The organism is Enterobacter sp. BIDMC92 (genome assembly GCF_001030225.1).
GTDB classification, from domain to species: Bacteria; Pseudomonadota; Gammaproteobacteria; order Enterobacterales; family Enterobacteriaceae; genus Enterobacter; species Enterobacter sichuanensis.
Genome location: NZ_KQ087598.1, coordinates 634,120 through 653,002, shown reverse-complemented (window position 1 = coordinate 653,002; position 18,883 = coordinate 634,120). Strand labels below are relative to the sequence as shown.

The window sequence follows — 18,883 nt, the reverse complement described above, 5'->3', positions numbered from 1 at the left end:
TTTAATTCCGAACCCATTAAAATAATGACAATATAAAATTAGAATAACTTAATACAAATATTTTATATCTCTATATAAAGAATTCACTGCATTAATAGATTAATCCCCCGCCCTTCAGCGACACGGGGTGCCACTGTTTGCATAAACCTTGATCTGACCCACAGCAAGAGACACTGCACTTTGTGCTAAAAGTAATCATCGTGAGCTAAACGGCAACTCTCCATCATCATCTTCGGGACAATACATGCAGGCAGATCGGTCAACGCAGCGTGCTATCACGCGGCTCTGTATAAAGTGCGGACTTTTTTTGCTCCAGCACGGCGCGGAAAGCGCGCTGGTTGAGGAGCTTTCAACCCGGCTGGGGCTGGCTTTGGGTATGGACAGCGTAGAAAGCGCCATCTCATCCAATGCCATTGTGCTGACCACCATCAAAGACGGTCAATGCCTGACCTCCACCCGCAAAAATCATGACCGTGGCATTAACATGCACGTAGTGACCGAAGTGCAACATATCGTCATTCTTGCTGAACATAAGCTTCTCGATCTCAATGAGATAGAAAAACGGTTCAACCAGATTAAGCCATTACGTTATCCACGCTGGCTGGTCGTATTGATGGTGGGGCTCTCGTGCGCCTGCTTTTGTAAGCTCAATAAAGGCGGCTGGGATGGGGCGATCGTCACCTTTTTTGCCAGCAGTATCGCCATGTATGTTCGCCAACTGCTGACGCACCGGCAGCTACATCCGCAAATTAACTTCTGCATTACCGCATTTGTCGCCACCACGGTGTCTGGCCTGCTCCTGCGTCTGCCGCAGTTTGCCAGCACCCCAACGATCGCCATGGCCGCCAGTGTCCTTCTGCTGGTACCGGGCTTCCCGTTGATTAACGCCGTCGCCGACATGTTTAAAGGGCATATCAATACTGGCCTGGCACGCTGGGCTATCGCCAGTCTGCTGACCCTGGCGACCTGCATCGGCGTGGTCATGGCCATGACACTCTGGGGGTTACGCGGATGGGCGTGATAGATTTTCTGCTGGCGCTGGCTGAGGATATGGCCCTGGCCGCCATTCCTGCCGTCGGCTTTGCGATGGTATTTAACGTTCCGCAACGCGCTCTGCCATGGTGTGCACTGCTGGGCGCCATCGGTCATGGATCGCGCATGGTGATGATGACGGCAGGTTTTAACATCGAATGGTCGACCTTTATGGCCTCTATGCTGGTCGGCAGCATCGGTATCCAGTGGTCGCGCTGGTATCTGGCGCATCCGAAAGTCTTCACCGTCGCCGCCGTGATCCCGATGTTCCCCGGTATTTCGGCCTATACGGCGATGATTTCGGCGGTGAAAATCAGCCATTTTGGCTACACCGAACCGCAGATGATCCTTCTTCTCAGCAACTTTCTTAAGGCCTCATCCATTGTCGGCGCGCTCTCTATCGGATTGTCGATCCCCGGACTCTGGCTCTACCGTAAACGCCCACGCGTTTGATATTTGTGTTATCCCGCTGCCATGGAGATAATCTTTCTGGTCCGTTTGGTGAACATAAGGAAAGGATGTGGCTAACCCTGGCAGCGAACTCCCTGAAGAATCCAGCCTGAAAGAGAAAATTTTTCAGAGCGCTATCGCGCTTTTTGCCGAATATGGGTTGAACGGCGCCCGCATGGAGCAGATCGCAGAGAAAGCAGGCACCACCAAGCGGATGGTGGTTTACCATTTTAAGAACAAAGAAAACCTGTATCTCCTCGTACTGGAATATGTTTACACACAGATCCGCGCCAGTGAAAAAGCGCTTAGCCTCGCAGACATGTCACCGGTCGAAGCGCTGGTCGAACTGGTGGAAACCACCTTTGACTACCACGCCGACCACCCGGATTACATCCGGATTATTTGCATGGAAAACATGCAGCGTGGCCGCTTTATGCAGCAGTCGAGTTACCTCCGCCAGGTCAACCGTAGCGCGCTCGATCTGCTGGAAGGGATCCTGCGCCGGGGGAAAGAAAAACAGTTGTTCAGCCAGACGGTTGACGCGCGCGATCTGCATCGTCTGATCAGCAGTTTCAGCTTCCATTACGTTGCCAACAGCTACACCTTTACGCTGCTGTTTGAAGAGGGTGCAGATGAAGCGGCGCAGCGCCAGCACTACCGTAAAATGGCCGTTCAGGTGGCCCTGCGTTATACCTGCCCATAAAATTGCTTGCAATTAAATCGTGCACTATCTATATTTATCTCATGAACGCGAAAACACACGACGCAACCGCTGCGCTCAGGCTGGATAACCAGCTCTGCTTTGCCCTTTATTCGGCAAATCTGGCGCTAAATAAGCTGTACCGGCAACTGCTGGCACCGCTGAACCTGACCTACCCGCAATACCTGGTCATGCTGGTGCTGTGGGAGCAGGATGACATCACGGTGTCGGACATCGGTGAACGGCTGTTTCTGGATTCTGCCACCCTGACGCCGCTGTTAAAACGTCTGGAAAGTGCCGGGCTGATCAATCGTCAGCGCTCGCGCAAAGATGAACGTCATGTCGCCGTTACCCTGAGTGACGCGGGACGTGAACTTCAGCAGCAGGCAGCGGGTATCCCCCATGCAGTGGGATGCGCAGCACAGTGTGATACCGACACCCTGCTGTCGCTCAAGCAGCAGCTGGAGCTTTTGCGACAACATATTCAGCGCGCGTAAGGCTATACTTTACGCGTCTTTATTTAACCATATATATCGCACGCTATTTAATAGCGAACATTAAGCAAGATGAGGAACCTGCCATGTCTTTAGAAAAAGTTGTTTATACCGCCAAAGCAAAAGCAACCGGTGGCCGTGACGGCCGCGCGACCTCTTCCGATGGTGTACTGGATGTCAAACTGGGTGTGCCAAAAGAGATGGGCGGCATGGGCGGAGACGTCACCAACCCTGAGCAGCTGTTTGCTGCAGGCTACTCCGCCTGCTTCCTGGGTGCGATGAAGTTCGTGGCCGCGCGCGACAAATTTACCCTGCCAAAAGACGCCTTTATTGAAGGTGAAGTGGGTATTGGTCCACTGCCAACCGGCTTTGGTATTGAAGCAAAGCTGAACATCCATGTTGAAGGTATGGATCCGGCGGAAGCCAAAAAGCTGGTGGATGCCGCGCACATTGTATGCCCGTACTCTAACGCGACCCGCGGCAACATCGACGTGACCCTGAATATCATCGCGTGATAAATGCCTGATGGCGCTGCGCTTATCAGTCCTGCCACTGTAGCCCCGGTAAGCGCAGCGCCACCGGGGAAATCCCCCTCCATTCCCTCATCCTCTCTGTGCTACCATAAGCCCATATCACGCCCGAAGTCATTCAGTAGAGAAAGCGTTATGTCCTCCAGAATCCTGACCACCAGCATTGCTGGTATTGATGCCTTTATGCGCGACCCACGCGGTGTGTTGACCCACGCCGAAGGTGGCACGGTTGCGGTTTTTGCCGACAACGCTCCGGCGTTTTACGCAATCACACCGGAACGTCTGGCACAGCTCCTGGAAACTGAAGCGCAATTGTCACGCCCGGCGAGTGATATCACGCTGGATAACCAGTTCTTCGATGAGCCGGTTAACGCGCCCGTGACCGTTCCGATGGGAAAATTTGCCCTCTACGCGGGCTGGCAACCGGATGCAGATTTTCAGCGCCAGGCCGCGCTGTGGGGCATTGCGTTAACCCAGCCGGCTACCGCTGAAGAGCTCGCCGCATTTACCGCCTGGTGGCAGGCGGAAGGTAAAGTCTTCACCCATATTCAGTGGCAGCAAAAGCTCGCGCGTCACCTGCAAATTACCCGCGCCAGCAACAATGGCCAGCCAAAACGCGATATCAACGCGTTTTCCGAACCGGATAAACAGATCCCGAGTGGATTTCGAGGTGCGAAATGAAGAATGTCGGCGACCTGATGAAACGACTGCAAAAAATGATGCCTGCCAACGTAAAGCCCGCTTTCACGACGGGGGAAGAGCTGCTGGCGTGGCAAAAAGAGCAGGGAAAGATCCGCGCCGCGGCTCTCGCCCGCGAAAACCGGGCGATGAAAATGCAGCGCACCTTCAACCGTTCCGGTATTCGTCCCCTGCATCAGAATTGCTCGTTTGATAACTATAAAATCGAGACCAACGGGCAGATGAACGCGCTCGCCGCCGCACGTCAGTATGTTGATGAATTCGACGGCAATATCGCCAGCTTCATCTTCAGCGGTAAGCCGGGCACCGGTAAAAACCACCTCGCCGCCGCCATTTGCAACGAACTGCTTCTGCGCGGGAAGTCGGTCCTTATCATCACCGTGGCCGATATCATGTCTGCGATGAAAGACACCTTCAGCAACCGGGAAACCAGCGAAGAGCAGCTGCTTAACGATCTGAGTAATGTGGATCTGCTGGTCATTGATGAGATCGGGGTTCAGACCGAATCCCGTTATGAAAAGGTGATCATCAACCAGATTGTCGATCGCCGCTCCTCCTCCAAGCGCCCCACCGGCATGTTAACGAACCACAATATCGATGAGATGACCCGCTTGCTGGGGGAACGCGTCATGGACCGCATGAAGCTGGGTAACAGCCTGTATGTCATCTTCGACTGGGAAAGTTACCGCAGCCGCGTCACCGGCAAAGAGTATTAAGACAGTTCCAGGAATCGCCGACAGGGCGCAGGTATATACTGGAACCCCTTCCGGCCCAAAACGGACCTTTTTGAGAAAGCCAATATGAAAAAACAGATTGTTATCAGCACCTTTTTAGGCGCGCTGCTGGTTACCGGCGCAGCGCAGGCAGCGTCCTGGCAGGAGTCGTTGTCAAGCGCCGCAAACCAGTTGACCAAAGAGAGCGGCAGCTCTCAGGGCGGACTCTCCGCCTCTTCCCTCACCAGCCTGCTGGGCAACAGCAGCCAGAGCCTGAGCGCGGGCACGATGAACAACGCGGCGGGGATTCTGGAATATTGCGCGAAGCAAAAACTGGCCTCCGTGACCGACGCGCAAAACGTGAAAAACCAGGTGCTGGGTAAACTGGGTCTGGATACCCAGGAGCAGAAAGCGGATACCAACTATATGGACGGTATTCAGGGTCTGCTTAACGCGCAAAACGGCCAGCAGCTTAACCTGAGCACTCTTGGCAACTCGTCTCTGGCAAAAGAGGTGAAAACCAAAGCCTGCGATCTGGTGCTGAAACAAGGCGTTAATTTCATCTCCTGATCGCCCCCATTTTCTGCCACAACACGCCGCGTTTAATGCGATAGTCTTGCAACGCGGCGCTAAACGACCATTTTCCCCACCAGCCACCGTCAGAGCGTCCGTTTGTCAGGATGCGACACCCTTCATAAAAACGATTTTCTAAACCAAATCCTAACAACAGCACACTTTCGTGACACTAAAATTGCAGCTAAACGACATCGCAATTACATTGTATGACCTAAAAAATAAACAGTTAGCCAGCGAAGCACCTGGCGTCATGAGGATATGCTGTTGTCAGAATTAATGTCCCTTGCCCTTTTTCTGGCTTCTGTCGGCGTCTATGCCTGGAAAGCCGGCCGTAACACCTGGTGGTTTATCGCCACGCTGGTAGTGCTTGGCATTTTTATTATTTTAAACATTACTTTATACGCCAGCGATTACTTTACCGGTGACGGCATTAACGACGCGGTGCTCTACACGCTGACGAACAGCCTGACCGGCGCAGGCGTAGGTAAGTACATACTTCCGGGGCTCGGCCTCGTCGTCGCGCTGGTGACAATTTTTGGCGCGCTTGCCTGGGTCTTGCGTCGACGTCGCCATCATCCGCACCACCATGGTTACAGCCTGCTGGCGTTAGTCCTGGCGCTGGCCTCCGTCGACGCCAGCCCGGCGTTCCATCAGATCACCGAACTGGTGAAATCCCAGTCGCGCGACGGCGACCCGGATTTTGTGGCCTACTACAAAGAACCGTCGAAAACGATCGCCAACCCGAAACTCAATCTGGTCTATATCTACGGTGAAAGCCTGGAGCGCACCTATTTTGATAACGACGCTTTCCCGAACCTGACGCCAGACCTGGGCGCACTGAAAAACGAAGGCCTCGATTTCAGCCACACCATGCAGTTACCCGGTACGGATTACACCATCGCCGGAATGGTCGCCTCCCAGTGCGGTATTCCGCTGTTTGCCCCTTTTGAAGGGAACGCCTCAGCCTCAATGTCGACGTTCTTCCCCCAGAATATTTGCCTCGGCGACATCCTGAAAAACTCCGGCTACGAAAACTATTTTATGCAGGGGGCAAACCTGCGCTTCGCCGGAAAAGATGTGTTCCTGAAATCCCACGGTTTTGACCATCTGTACGGCTCGGAAGAGTTAAAAACGACGGTGGCCGACCCGGGCTACCGTAACGACTGGGGCTTCTATGACGATACCGTGCTGGACGAAACCTGGAAGAAATTCGAGGAACTCTCCCGCGCGGGCAAGCGCTTCTCGCTCTTTGCACTGACGGTGGATACGCATCATCCGGATGGATTCGTCTCACGCACCTGTAAGCGCAAACGCTATGATGTCGATGGCAAAAACAACACCTCCTTCAGCGCCGTGACCTGTAGCCAGGAGCACATCGCCGCGCTGGTCGAGAAGATCAAAGCCTCGCCCTGGTTTAAAAACACCGTCATCGTCGTCTCGTCTGACCATCTGGCGATGAAAAACAGCGCCTGGGATCAGCTCAACAAGCTGGATCGCAGCAATCTGTTCTTCGTCCTGCGCGGCGACCAGCCGCGGCAGGAGGTGATCGCCACCAAACGCAACTCCATGGATAACGGGGCAACCGTGCTGGACATTCTGGGCGGAGATAATTTTATTGGCCTTGGCCGCAGCACGCTGTCGGGGCAATCCCTGTCGGAAGTGTTTCTCAACATGAAGGAGAAAATCCTCGCCTGGAAGCCAGACATCATCCGCCTCTGGAACTTCCCGAAAGAGATGAAAGACTTCACCATCGATCGCGATAAAAACACCATTGCCTTCTCGGGCAGCAACTTCCGCCTGCCGCTGCTGTTACGCGTGTCGGAGAGTCGCGTCGAGCCGCTGCCGGAGAGCGAATATTCCGCGCCGCTGCGTTATCAGCTCGCCGATTTTGCCCCGCGCGATAACTTCGTCTGGGTCGACAGATGCTACAAAATGGGCCAGCTTTGGTCCCAGCCGCTGGCGCTCTCTACCGACTGGTGCGTCTCTCAGGGCCAGCTTGGCGGGGAGCAAACCGTTCAGCATGTAGATAAAGCGGTATGGAAAGGCAAAACCGCTTTCAAAGACGCGGTGATTGATACCGCGCGCTATCAGCGTAACGTCGACATGCTGAAAATCGTCGATAACGACATTCGCTACAAGGCGGACAGCTTTATCTTTAACGTGGCCGGCGCGCCGGAAGAGGTGAAACAGTTTAGCGGCATCTCCCGTCCGGAGTCCTGGGGGCGCTGGTCGAACGCGCAACTGGGCAACGAGGTGAAAATTGAGTACACCCATCCTCTGCCGGAACAATTTGATCTGGTGATCACGGCCCGAGCGTACGGCCCCAACGCCAACAAGCCCGTGCCGGTCCGCGTGGGCGATAGCGAGCAGACGCTGACGCTTGGAAACGACGTGACCACACACACGCTGCATTTTGACAATCCCTCACGCAGCAATACCCTGGTGATTGTGCCACCTGACCCGCAGTCGACGAATGAGGGGAATATCCTTGGGCACTCACCGCGTGAGATTGGGATTGGCATGGTAGAGATCAAAATTGTGAGAACCGCAGGCTGATGGTTGACCTTCACATTACCGTTCGTCCCACACGTTCCGGCGATGTGACCGCCCTGTCCGCTATTGAACGCGCGGCGGCCGGACGATTTCGTGACATCCCGGAATTCGCCTGGCTTGCTGACGGCGAGGTCATTACCGCTGAGCAACACCTCGACTATGCCGAACGCGGGTTCAGTTGGCTGGCGCTGGCGAACGACCGCCCCGTGGGGTTTATCCTCACCGAAGCGCACGCGTCGTCGCTGTTTATTGTGGAGCTTTCGGTTGATCGGGCCTGGCAGGGAAAAGGGATAGGTCGACAACTCATCGCCTGTGCGGCTGACCATGCCCGCAAAATGGGGCTGACAGCGTTAACGTTGACGACGTTTCGCGAGGTGCCATGGAATGCGCCGTTCTATGCGCGGCTGGGGTTTGAATACGTCACTGAACTCACGCCTGAGCTACGTCAGAAGAGGGAAGAAGAGGCAGAGCACGGTCTGGCGTATGACGCTCGCTGCGCCATGCGCCTGCCTCTTTAATATCGCCCACCGGGCCTAAAAAACCTGAACCGTAGGCCGGGTAAGGCGAAGCCGCCACCCGGCACCACCCACGGCGTTAGAAGGTTTCCCAGTTATCACCGGCATCGGCAGTCGCGGTTTTACGCGTCATCACCGGCGCGGACACCGTTTTTGCGGATGCAAACTCGCGCGCTTTCATCTGCTCCTGCTGAATGCGGAACACCGCCACAGCCTGCGTCAGGCGGCTCGCCTGCTCTTCCAGCGCGGCCGCAGCCGCGGCAGACTCTTCTACCAGCGAGGCGTTCTGCTGGGTCACACGATCCATCTCCGCCACCGCCAGACCCACCTGGTCGATACCGCGGCTCTGTTCGTCAGACGCAGAGGCGATCTCCCCCATGATGTCCGTTACGCGGGTGACCGCATTCACGATCTCACCCATGGTTTCACCGGCACTTTCCACCAGGGTTGAGCCCACTTCCACGCGGCCCACGGAGTCTTCGATCAGGCTCTTGATCTCACGTGCCGCCTGGGCGCTGCGCTGTGCCAGGTTACGCACTTCACCTGCCACCACCGCAAAACCACGACCCTGCTCGCCCGCACGCGCCGCTTCAACCGCCGCGTTCAGTGCCAGAATGTTGGTCTGGAAAGCAATACCGTCGATCACGCTGATAATGTCGGCAATTTTCTGCGAACTGCCCGCGATATCGCGCATGGTTTGCACCACGTTATCCACCACTTTACCGCCTTTCTGCGCGGTTTCAGAGGCGCTCAGCGCAAGATGGCTCGCCTGACGGGCGTTCTCGGCGTTCTGCTTAACGGTCGCCGTCAGCTGTTCCATACTGGCAGCGGTCTCTTCCAGGGAAGCCGCCTGCTGTTCAGTACGGGAGGAGAGGTCGTTATTGCCCATCGCGATTTCGCTCGCGCCGCTGTAGATAGCATTCGCGCCGTTACGCACGTCACCAACGGTCCGCACCAGCTCACTCTGCATATGACGCAGCGAGTCGGCCAGTTCACCCATCTCGTTAGCGCCTTGCACCTCAATGCGCTTCACCAGGTCGCCGCTGGCGATATGGCGAATGTTGTCGATCAGACGCGTCAGCGGGGAGATCAGCGCCTGCTTGATACCCAGCCAGACGGCCACGATCACCACCAGCACGGCAATCAGCACGCTTACCAGCACCCAGATAGCCTGGCTGAAGGAGCTGTTGCTGTCTTCAACCGCAATCTGGTACAGCTTGTCGTTCTGCTGCAGGTAGCTCACATACTGCTTCTCAAAACCGTCCTGGTAGCTCTGGGTCGGTTGATCGAAGAAGGCGTTGATTTTGCCTGCACCCAGCAGTTGAATCAGCTCCGCCAGCGCACCGTGGTAAATGTCATAGTTGCGTTTGATCTCCATCGCTTCAGCGTCGTTTTGACGCGGATCGCGCGGCAGGGCTTCGTAGGCAGCCCAGTTTTTTTCCGCCTGTTTCAGAGACGCAGATGCAATTTGCATCAAATCGTTAACGGTCGCGCCGCTGCCGATATTGCTCTGATCCATCATATAGCGGATACCCGCACGGTTCAGGGTATTACGGGTTTGCAGCAACGCTACCCAGCTGGCGTTCAGCGTGGACTGTTGCTGACGAATGGTTTGCAGAACAGTGAAATTCTCTTTGTCATGCTTAAGGGCATTGAAGAAAAGACCACCGGATGTGAGTTGTAAAAGGCCAAATATCGCTAAAACCAGCATTAAACTGGTGACAATCTTGATACGGTTTAACATGTTTTCTCTTTCCTCAGACAGATACAGAATTTTCGGCCTGGAAAGAGAAAACTTTACGAAAATCATCCTGGAATTTGGGGTTTTTACTCTTCTTCCCGCGCTGCGTTATGCCGGTTTCCGAGCGCAATAAACTCTTCCAGCAGCGCGGTCAGCTGTTTCATCTTCTCCGGGGTATATTCCGCCTCAATCTGCTGATACGCCTCTTCCACCTGTGCCTGGGCGTGCTCATACAGCGCAGTGCCCTCTTTGGTGAGCGACACGTACAGCTTGCGTTGGTCGTTCACCGGCTTTAAGCGCAGCACCAGGCCGTCGCGCTCCATCCGCGTCAGAATGCCGGTCAGGCTCGGGCGCAAAATACAGGTACGAAACGCCAGATCGTGAAAATCCATCGACGGATGTTCAGCCAGCACGCGCACAATCCGCCACTGCTGCTCGGTCAGGTTATGGCGCTTCACAATCGGTCGGAAGTACGACATCGCCGCTTCCCGCGCCTGTAACAGCGCAATGGTTAATGAGTCATGCATAGCTCTCCCCTTCACATCATTAACAAGTAAACAATCACTAAAAGATGTTTTTATAAACAACGCGTTTTCTGTCAAAAAGTCTAACAGAAACCCACCAATTTTATTAACACACTGATTTACTTTGAAATAATGATTGATATGTAAATTTATTGTTATTCATATCACAAATTCTTCACTTCTGATTGCGAAATATACAGCAAAAGCTTAAAACCAGATCATTAACATATTAATGAAATCACCACCCGGACCACCGGGGTGAGGAGTATGTGAATGAAAGGTACTGTTTTTGCCGTGGCGCTGAACCATCAAAGCCAGCGTGAAGCCTGGCGTGAGGCGTTCGAAAAAGCCCCCTACAACACCCCGCCAAAAACGGCGGTGTGGTTCATCAAGCCACATAACACCGTGATTCGCGCCGGCGAGCCGATACCGTTCCCGCAGGGAGAAACGGTATTAAGCGGCGCGACGGTCGCACTGGTGGTGGGCAAAACCGCCAGCAGGGTGCGCGTCGAGAATGCCGCGGAGTACATCGCGGGATATGCGCTGGCCAACGAGGTGAGCCTGCCGGAAGAGAGCTTCTACCGCCCGGCCATCAAGGCCAAATGCCGCGACGGATTCTGTCCGCTCGGCGAGCTGGCCACCGTTGATAACGTGGATAACCTGACCATCATCACCGAGATCAACGGTCGCGAAGCGGACCACTGGAACACCGCCGATCTGCAGCGTAACGCCGCCGAACTGCTGAGTGCCCTGAGCGAGTTCGCTACCCTCAATCCGGGTGATGCCATACTGCTCGGCACCCCACACTCCCGCGTCGCGCTGCAGCCGGGAGATCGCGTGCGCATTCTGGCGAAAGGATTTCCGCCGCTGGAAAACCCGGTGGTGGCTGAACGCGACGTGGCCATCGCTTACGGCGCGCATCCGCATCCCACGCTGTTTGCCCTCGGTCTGAACTACGCCGATCACGCCAGCGAGCTGGACTTCAAGCCGCCGACCGAGCCACTGGTGTTTATCAAAGCGCCGAACACATTCAACGGCGACAACCAGGCCTCGGTACGCCCGAACAACGTTGAGTACATGCACTACGAGGCGGAGCTGGTGGTGGTTATCGGGAAAACCGCACGCAAGGTCAGTGAAGCCGAGGCGATGGACTATGTCGCGGGGTATACGGTCTGCAACGACTACGCCATCCGCGACTACCTGGAAAACTACTACCGCCCGAATCTGCGGGTCAAAAGCCGCGATGGGCTGACGCCCATTTCCCCGAACATCGTGCCGAAAGCGGCCATTCCCGACCCGCACAACCTCACCCTGCGCACCTTCGTCAACGGCGAGCTGCGCCAGGAAGGGACCACGGCGGATCTGATCTTCAGCATCCCGTACCTGATTGCGTATCTGAGCGATTTTATGACCCTGCAGCCGGGCGACATGATTGCCACCGGCACACCGAAAGGGCTCTCCGACGTGGTGCCGGGCGATGAAGTGGTGGTGGAAGTGGAGGGCGTTGGACGCCTGGTGAACCGGATTGTGAATGAGGAGACGGCAAAATGAAACAAATTAACCACTGGATCAACGGCAAAAACGTGGCGGGAAGCGACTACTTCCACACTACCAACCCGGCCTCCGGCGAGGTACTGGCAGAAGTGGCCTCCGGCGGTGAAGCCGAAGTCCATCAGGCTGTAGCGGCTGCAAAAGAGGCCTTCCCGAAATGGGCCAATCTGCCAATGAAAGAGCGCGCGCGCCTGATGCGTCGCCTGGGGGAGCTGATCGACCAGAACGTGCCGGAGATCGCCGCCATGGAGACCGCCGATACCGGCCTGCCGATCCACCAGACCAAAAACGTCCTCATTCCGCGCGCCTCGCACAACTTCGAATTCTTCGCCGAGGTGTGCCAGCAGATGAACGGCAAAACCTACCCGGTTGACGACAAGATGCTCAACTACACCCTGGTGCAGCCGGTGGGCGTCTGCGCGCTGGTGTCGCCGTGGAACGTGCCGTTTATGACCGCCACCTGGAAGGTCGCCCCGTGCCTGGCGTTAGGCAATACCGCGGTGCTGAAGATGTCTGAACTCTCCCCGCTGACCGCCGACCGTCTGGGCGAGCTAGCGCTGGAGGCGGGCATTCCGGCGGGCGTGCTGAATGTGGTGCAGGGCTACGGCGCCACGGCGGGCGACGCGCTGGTGCGCCATCATGACGTACGCGCCGTCTCCTTTACCGGCGGCACCGCCACCGGGCGCAACATCATGAAAAACGCCGGGCTGAAGAAGTACTCCATGGAGCTGGGCGGCAAATCTCCGGTGCTGATTTTTGAGGATGCCGACATCGAGCGCGCGCTGGACGCCGCCCTGTTCACCATCTTCTCCATTAACGGCGAGCGCTGCACCGCCGGCTCGCGCATCTTCATCCAGCAGAGCATCTATCCGGAATTCGTGAAGCGCTTTGCCGAGCGCGCCAACCGCCTGCGCGTGGGCGACCCGACGGATCCGAACACCCAGATTGGCGCGCTGATCAGCAAGCCACACTGGGAAAAAGTCTCGGGCTACATTCGCCTTGGCATTGAGGAAGGCGCGACCCTGCTGGCGGGCGGTCCGGACAAGCCGACCGATCTGCCTGCGCACCTGAAGGGCGGCAACTTCCTGCGCCCGACCGTGCTGGCGGATGTCGACAACCGCATGCGCGTGGCGCAGGAAGAGATCTTCGGGCCGGTGGCCTGCCTGCTGCCGTTTAAAGATGAAGCGGAAGGCCTGCGTCTGGCCAACGACGTGGAGTACGGCCTGGCGTCATACATCTGGACCCAGGACGTCAGCAAAGTGCTGCGTCTGGCGCGCAACATCGAAGCGGGCATGGTGTTCGTCAACACCCAGAACGTGCGCGACCTGCGCCAGCCGTTTGGCGGCGTCAAGGCCTCCGGCACCGGGCGCGAGGGCGGCGAGTACAGCTTTGAGGTATTCGCGGAGATGAAGAACGTCTGCATCTCCATGGGCGACCATCCGATTCCAAAGTGGGGGATCTGATCATGGGGAAACTGGCGTTAGCAGCAAAAATCACCCACGTGCCGTCGATGTACCTCTCCGAGCTGCCGGGCAAAAACCACGGCTGCCGTCAGAGCGCCATCGACGGGCATAAAGAGATCAGTAAGCGCTGCCGCGAGCTGGGCGTGGACACCATCATCGTGTTCGACACCCACTGGCTGGTGAACAGCGCCTATCACATCAACTGTGCGGACCATTTCTCTGGCGTCTACACCAGCAACGAGCTGCCGCACTTTATTCGCGACATGACCTACGACTACGACGGCAACCCGGAACTTGGCCAACTGATTGCCGACGAGGCGGTGAAGCTCGGCGTGCGCGCCAAAGCGCACAACATTCCGAGCCTCAAGCTGGAGTACGGCACGCTGGTACCGATGCGCTACATGAACGCGGATAAGCACTTCAAAGTGGTCTCCATCTCGGCGTTTTGCACGGTTCACGACTTCGCCGACAGCCGCAGGTTGGGCGAGGCCATCGTCAGCGCCATCGAAAAATACGACGGTACCGTGGCGGTGCTCGCCAGCGGCTCGCTGTCGCACCGCTTTATTGACGACCAGCGCGCGGAGGAAGGGATGAACAGCTACACCCGCGAGTTCGACCGCCAGATGGACGAGCGTGTGGTGAAGCTCTGGCGCGAGGGTCAGTTCAAAGAATTCTGCAGCATGCTGCCGGAGTACGCCGACTACTGCTACGGCGAGGGCAACATGCATGACACGGTGATGCTGCTAGGGATGCTCGGCTGGGACAAATACGACGGCAAGGTGGAGTTTCTCACCGAGCTGTTCGCCAGCTCCGGCACCGGCCAGGTTAACGCCGTTTTCCCCCTGCCCGCCTAAGGAGCCACCATGCCGCACTTTATTGCTGAATGTACCGACAACATCCGCGAGCAGGCCGACCTGCCGGGGCTGTTCGCTAAAGTCAACGAGGCGCTGGCCGCCACGGGCATCTTCCCGCTCGGCGGTATCCGCAGCCGCGCCCACTGGCTGGATACCTGGCAGATGGCCGACGGTAAACATGATTACGCCTTTGTCCATATGACACTGAAGATAGGTGCCGGGCGCAGCCTGGAGAGCCGGGAAGAGGTGGGTGAAATGCTGTTTGCGCTGATCAAAACGCATTTTGCAGAGCTGATGGCGAGCCGCTATCTGGCGCTGTCGTTTGAGCTGGACGAACTGCACCCGACGCTCAATTACAAACAAAACAACGTGCACGCGTTGTTTAAATAGCGAGCGCACACCGCCCCTTACATCATAGGCCGGGTCAGCGAAGCGCCACCCGGCAACAGCCGCACAAAGGATATCGCCATGCTCGACAAACACACACATACCCTGATCGCCCATCGCCTGCATCAGGCGGAGCAGTCCCGGGAACAGATCCGCCAGATCTCCCTCGACTACCCGACGATCACCCTTGACGACGCCTACGCCGTTCAGCGCGAATGGGTCAGCCTGAAAATTGCCGAAGGCCGCGTGCTGAAGGGCCACAAGATCGGCCTTACCTCCAAAGCGATGCAGGCCAGCTCGCAGATTAGCGAACCGGACTACGGCGCACTGCTGGACGACATGTTCTTCCACGACGGCAGCGACATCCCCGTCGATCGGTTTATCGTCCCGCGCATCGAAGTGGAGCTGGCCTTCGTGCTGGCAAAACCGCTGCGCGGCCCGAACTGCACCCTCTTCGACGTCTATAACGCCACGGATTACGTCATCCCGGCGCTGGAGCTGATCGACGCCCGCTGCCACAACGTCGACCCGGAGACCCAGCGCCCGCGCAAGGTCTTCGACACCATCTCCGATAACGCCGCCAACGCGGGGGTGATCCTCGGTGGCCGCCCGATTAAGCCCGACGAGCTGGATCTGCGCTGGATCTCCGCCCTGCTTTACCGCAACGGCGTCATTGAAGAGACCGGCGTCGCCGCAGGCGTGCTTAACCACCCGGCCAACGGCGTGGCGTGGCTGGCAAACAAGCTCGCCCCGTATGACGTGCAGCTGGAGCCCGGGCAGATCATCCTCGGCGGCTCGTTTACCCGCCCGGTGACCGCCAGCCGGGGCGACACCTTCCACGTGGACTACGGCAACATGGGCGCCATCAGCTGCCGCTTTGTTTAGGAGAGAACGATGCAAAACGCATTCAAAGTGGCACTGCAGACAGGCCGCCCACAAATTGGTTTATGGCTGGGGCTGACCAGCAGCTACAGCGCGGAGTTACTGGCTGGCGCCGGCTTCGACTGGCTGCTGATCGACGGCGAACATGCGCCGAACAGCGTGCAGACCGTCTTAACCCAGCTGCAGGCCATCGCCCCTTATCCGAGCCAGCCGGTGGTCCGCCCGTCGTGGAACGATCCGGTGCAGATCAAACAGCTGCTGGATGTGGGGGCACAAACCCTGCTGGTGCCGATGGTGCAAAACGCCGATGAGGCCCGTCTGGCGGTACGCGCGACGCGCTATCCGCCCGCGGGCATTCGCGGGGTGGGCAGCGCTCTGGCGCGCGCCTCGCGCTGGAACCGCATTCCGGACTACCTGCAGCAGGCTAACGACGCCATGTGCGTGCTGGTGCAAATCGAAACCCGCGAAGCGCTGAAAAACCTGCCGCAGATCCTGGACGTGGACGGCGTCGACGGGGTGTTTATCGGCCCGGCGGATCTCAGCGCCGACATGGGTTTTGCCGGCAATCCACAGCACCCGGAAGTGCAGGCCGCCATCGAACAGGCGATCGCGCAGATCCTCAGCGCCGGTAAAGCCCCCGGCATTCTGATGGCCAACGAGGCGCTGGCAAAACGCTATCTCGATCTCGGCGCGCGGTTTGTTGCCGTCGGCGTTGACACTACCCTGCTCGCCCGCGGCGCGGAAGTGCTGGCGGCACGTTTTATCGAAAACCCGGTTACGTCAGTTAATAACAATAAATCCATCTACTAAACGTAAGATCTGGAGCGCATCATGACGACCTCTACCCTGCAAAATAATCACGCTGTTGAACAGCGCGCCATTAACAAACTGTTCCGGCGTTTGATCGTCTTTCTCTTTATCCTGTTTGTCTTCTCGTTTCTCGATCGCATCAACATCGGCTTTGCCGGGCTGACGATGGGTAAAGATCTGGGCCTGACTTCCACCATGTTTGGCCTGGCCGCGACGCTGTTTTACGTCACCTACGTGCTGTGCGGCATCCCGAGCAACATCATGCTGGCAAAAATCGGCGCACGTCGCTGGATCGCCGGGATCATGGTGGTATGGGGGATCGCCTCCACCTGCACCATGTTCGCCACCAGCCCGGAAACGCTCTACGTGCTGCGCATGCTGGTGGGCATTGCCGAAGCGGGTTTCCTGCCGGGGATCCTGGTGTATCTCACCTGGTGGTTCCCGGCGTATCACCGCGCCCGCGCCAACGCGCTGTTTATGATCGCCATGCCGGTGACCATGATGCTCGGCTCGATCCTATCCGGCTACATTCTGGCGATGGACGGGCTGTGGAACCTGAAAGGCTGGCAGTGGTTATTCCTGCTGGAGGGGCTGCCGTCCGTGGTGCTCGGCGTGGTGACCTGGTTTTACCTCAACGACACGCCGGATCAGGCCAGCTGGCTGGATGATGACGAGAAACGGGCGCTGAAAACGATGATCGCCCGCGAGCAGGAGGTCGCCATTGCCCGGCCCGTCACGCCGAAATCAACGCTGCGCGAGGTGCTGACCCCGGCGGTGTTACTCTACACGCTGGCCTATTTCTGCCTGACCAACACGCTGAGCGCGATCAACATCTGGACGCCACAGATCCTGCAAAGCTTTAACACCAGCAGCAGCAATATCGTGATTGGCCTGCTGGCGGCGATCCCGCAATTTTGTACCATCCTCGGGATGATCTGGTGGAGCCGCCGTTCAGACAGGCTGAAAGAGCGAAAAAAGCACACTATCCTGCCGTACCTGTTTGCCGCGGCGGGATGGATGCTGGCCTCGGCCACCGATCACAGCCTGATCCAACTGCTTGGCATCATCATGGCCTCAACCGGATCGTTTACCGCCATGGCGATATTCTGGACCACGCCGGATCGGGTCATTAGCCTGCAGTCCCGCGCGGTGGCGCTGGCGGTGATCAACGCCATCGGCAACGTCGGTTCTGCCGTCAGCCCGCTGCTGATTGGCATCCTGCGCGACGCCACCGGCAGCTTCAGCTCCGGGTTGTGGTTCGTGGCCGGGCTGCTGGTGGTCGGCGCGCTGGTGCTGACGCGCATCCCGATGACGCAGCGGGATCAACAGAGGAACGATCATGTGCCAGAGCCCTATCGCCAACATTGATATCAGCAAGGAGTACGACGAAAGCCTGGGCACCGACGATGTACACTACCAGTCTTTCGCCCGCATGGCGGCCTTTTTTGGCCGCGACATGCAGGCGCATCGTCACGACCAGTACTTTCAGATGCACTTTCTCGATACCGGGCAGATTGAGCTGCAGCTCGACGATCACCGCTATTCGGTGCAGGCCCCGCTGTTCGTCCTCACGCCGCCGTCGGTGCCGCACGCGTTTATCACCGAATCCGACAGCGACGGTCACGTCCTGACGGTGCGCGAGGATCTGATCTGGCCGCTGCTGGAGGTGCTCTACCCCGGCACGCGGGAGGCGTTTGGCCTGCCGGGGATCTGCCTCTCACTGGCGGATAAGCCGGACGAGCTGGCGGCGCTCAGGCATTACTGGCAGCTGATTGCCCGGGAATCCACGGAACAGCTGCCCGGTCGTGAGCATACCCTGGTCCTGCTGGCCCAGGCGGTTTTCACCCTGCTGCTGCGCAACGCGAAGCTCGACGACCACGCGTCAGGCGGCATGCGCGGCGAGTTAAAGCTGTTCCAGCGCTTTACCCAGCTGATAGATGCCCACTACCACCAGCACTGGACGGTGCCGGAATATGCCAGCGAGCTGCACCTGACCGAATCCCGGCTGACCGATATCTGCCGCCGCTTCGCCAACCGCCCGCCGAAGCGGCTGATCTTCGACCGGCAGCTGCGTGAAGCGAGGCGGCTGCTGCTCTTCTCCGACAGCGCGGTCAGCGAGATTGCCTGGCAGCTGGGGTTTAAAGATCCGGCCTATTTTGCCCGCTTTTTTAACCGCTTAGTGGGGTGCTCGCCAAGCGCGTACCGGGCGCAGAAAGTACCGGTTTCCCCTCACCCCGGCCCTCTCCCCATAGGGGAGAGGGTGTAATTGTTCCCTCTCCCCTATGGGGAGAGGGTTAGGGTGAGGGGACAACGATCACAAATCCCTTCTCCACCCGAAAAGTACCTGCCGTTGTCCCAAACGTCCCTTCACGTCCCGCCCCTCTCAGGCTTCAATTAAACAACAAAAAC

The 18,883-nt window shown here is 57.5% G+C and carries 20 protein-coding genes; 18 read left to right on the top strand and 2 right to left on the bottom strand.

The features are described 5' to 3' along the window. The first annotated feature begins 244 nt into the window (after window positions 1-244). From SP99_RS02980 to SP99_RS02935, 10 genes are all read left to right on the top strand, one after another. Window positions 245-1,021 carry a threonine/serine exporter family protein gene (locus SP99_RS02980; RefSeq protein WP_025757466.1) on the top strand — a complete coding sequence of 259 codons (777 nt, stop codon included), beginning with the start codon at window positions 245-247 and terminating at the stop codon, window positions 1,019-1,021. After that, a complete protein-coding gene (locus tag SP99_RS02975; protein ID WP_045286457.1) occupies window positions 1,012-1,485 on the top strand; it encodes a threonine/serine exporter in 474 nt (157 codons plus the stop codon). Before SP99_RS02980 ends, SP99_RS02975 begins: the two co-directional genes overlap by 10 nt. A 67-nt stretch (window positions 1,486-1,552) precedes the next feature. Continuing rightward, window positions 1,553-2,185 (top strand): TetR/AcrR family transcriptional regulator, encoded by a 633-nt coding sequence (locus SP99_RS02970; protein WP_047957702.1) that lies wholly within the window; start codon window positions 1,553-1,555, stop codon window positions 2,183-2,185. 41 nt (window positions 2,186-2,226) lie between these two features. Beyond that, entirely contained in the window at window positions 2,227-2,679 is a 453-nt protein-coding gene (locus tag SP99_RS02965) for a MarR family winged helix-turn-helix transcriptional regulator (RefSeq protein WP_047959764.1), read from the top strand. Window positions 2,680-2,762: 83 nt separating this feature from the next. Then, complete coding sequence (locus SP99_RS02960) at window positions 2,763-3,191, top strand: organic hydroperoxide resistance protein (protein ID WP_008502092.1); 429 nt, start codon at window positions 2,763-2,765, stop codon at window positions 3,189-3,191. A 150-nt stretch (window positions 3,192-3,341) separates the two neighbouring features. Next, window positions 3,342-3,887: a primosomal protein DnaT gene (gene dnaT, locus SP99_RS02955; RefSeq protein ID WP_025757460.1), complete on the top strand. Its 546-nt coding sequence runs from the start codon at window positions 3,342-3,344 to the stop codon at window positions 3,885-3,887. After that, window positions 3,884-4,621: a replicative helicase loader DnaC gene (gene dnaC / locus SP99_RS02950; RefSeq protein WP_014168503.1), complete on the top strand. Its 738-nt coding sequence runs from the start codon at window positions 3,884-3,886 to the stop codon at window positions 4,619-4,621. The genes dnaT and dnaC overlap by 4 nt, the downstream gene beginning before the upstream one ends. A gap of 84 nt (window positions 4,622-4,705) precedes the next feature. After that, window positions 4,706-5,188: a YjjA family protein gene (locus tag SP99_RS02945; protein ID WP_047957701.1), complete on the top strand. Its 483-nt coding sequence runs from the start codon at window positions 4,706-4,708 to the stop codon at window positions 5,186-5,188. A gap of 270 nt (window positions 5,189-5,458) precedes the next feature. Further along, a complete protein-coding gene (gene opgB / locus SP99_RS02940) occupies window positions 5,459-7,750 on the top strand; it encodes a phosphatidylglycerol--membrane-oligosaccharide glycerophosphotransferase (protein WP_047959763.1) in 2,292 nt (763 codons plus the stop codon). Further along, on the top strand, window positions 7,750-8,265 hold the full coding sequence (locus SP99_RS02935; RefSeq protein ID WP_047957700.1) for a GNAT family N-acetyltransferase: 516 nt from the start codon (window positions 7,750-7,752) through the stop codon (window positions 8,263-8,265). The genes opgB and SP99_RS02935 overlap by 1 nt, the downstream gene beginning before the upstream one ends. Before the next feature lie 76 nt (window positions 8,266-8,341). Here SP99_RS02935 and tsr read toward each other — a convergent pair whose 3' ends face one another. Further along, window positions 8,342-10,006 carry a methyl-accepting chemotaxis protein gene (gene tsr / locus SP99_RS02930; protein WP_025757452.1) on the bottom strand — a complete coding sequence of 555 codons (1,665 nt, stop codon included), beginning with the start codon at window positions 10,004-10,006 and terminating at the stop codon, window positions 8,342-8,344. A gap of 83 nt (window positions 10,007-10,089) precedes the next feature. Continuing rightward, complete coding sequence (gene hpaR, locus SP99_RS02925; RefSeq protein WP_025757450.1) at window positions 10,090-10,530, bottom strand: homoprotocatechuate degradation operon regulator HpaR; 441 nt, start codon at window positions 10,528-10,530, stop codon at window positions 10,090-10,092. Between the two features lie 270 nt (window positions 10,531-10,800). On the opposite strand from hpaR, the gene hpaG reads away from it, so the two are divergent. The 8 genes from hpaG to hpaA all read left to right on the top strand — a co-directional run bounded on the left by hpaG (window position 10,801) and on the right by hpaA (window position 18,740). Beyond that, entirely contained in the window at window positions 10,801-12,078 is a 1,278-nt protein-coding gene (gene hpaG / locus SP99_RS02920) for a 4-hydroxyphenylacetate degradation bifunctional isomerase/decarboxylase (RefSeq protein WP_047957699.1), read from the top strand. After that, window positions 12,075-13,541 carry a 5-carboxymethyl-2-hydroxymuconate semialdehyde dehydrogenase gene (gene hpaE / locus SP99_RS02915; protein ID WP_047957698.1) on the top strand — a complete coding sequence of 489 codons (1,467 nt, stop codon included), beginning with the start codon at window positions 12,075-12,077 and terminating at the stop codon, window positions 13,539-13,541. Before hpaG ends, hpaE begins: the two co-directional genes overlap by 4 nt. 2 nt (window positions 13,542-13,543) lie before the next feature. Next, a complete protein-coding gene (hpaD, locus tag SP99_RS02910) occupies window positions 13,544-14,395 on the top strand; it encodes a 3,4-dihydroxyphenylacetate 2,3-dioxygenase (RefSeq protein ID WP_024908288.1) in 852 nt (283 codons plus the stop codon). A gap of 9 nt (window positions 14,396-14,404) precedes the next feature. After that, complete coding sequence (locus tag SP99_RS02905; RefSeq protein WP_025757445.1) at window positions 14,405-14,785, top strand: 5-carboxymethyl-2-hydroxymuconate Delta-isomerase; 381 nt, start codon at window positions 14,405-14,407, stop codon at window positions 14,783-14,785. Window positions 14,786-14,863: 78 nt separating this feature from the next. After that, window positions 14,864-15,667: a 2-oxo-hept-4-ene-1,7-dioate hydratase gene (gene hpaH / locus SP99_RS02900; RefSeq protein WP_025757444.1), complete on the top strand. Its 804-nt coding sequence runs from the start codon at window positions 14,864-14,866 to the stop codon at window positions 15,665-15,667. A gap of 9 nt (window positions 15,668-15,676) precedes the next feature. Beyond that, the gene (gene hpaI, locus SP99_RS02895; RefSeq protein WP_047957697.1) at window positions 15,677-16,474 is read left to right on the top strand and encodes a 4-hydroxy-2-oxoheptanedioate aldolase; all 798 of its coding nucleotides are present in this window, start codon (window positions 15,677-15,679) and stop codon (window positions 16,472-16,474) included. 21 nt (window positions 16,475-16,495) lie between these two features. Next, a complete protein-coding gene (gene hpaX / locus SP99_RS02890) occupies window positions 16,496-17,842 on the top strand; it encodes a 4-hydroxyphenylacetate permease (RefSeq protein WP_047957696.1) in 1,347 nt (448 codons plus the stop codon). After that, window positions 17,814-18,740, top strand: a complete 927-nt coding sequence (gene hpaA, locus SP99_RS02885; RefSeq protein ID WP_047957695.1) for a 4-hydroxyphenylacetate catabolism regulatory protein HpaA — start codon at window positions 17,814-17,816, stop codon at window positions 18,738-18,740. Before hpaX ends, hpaA begins: the two co-directional genes overlap by 29 nt. The last annotated feature ends 143 nt before the right edge of the window (window positions 18,741-18,883 follow it).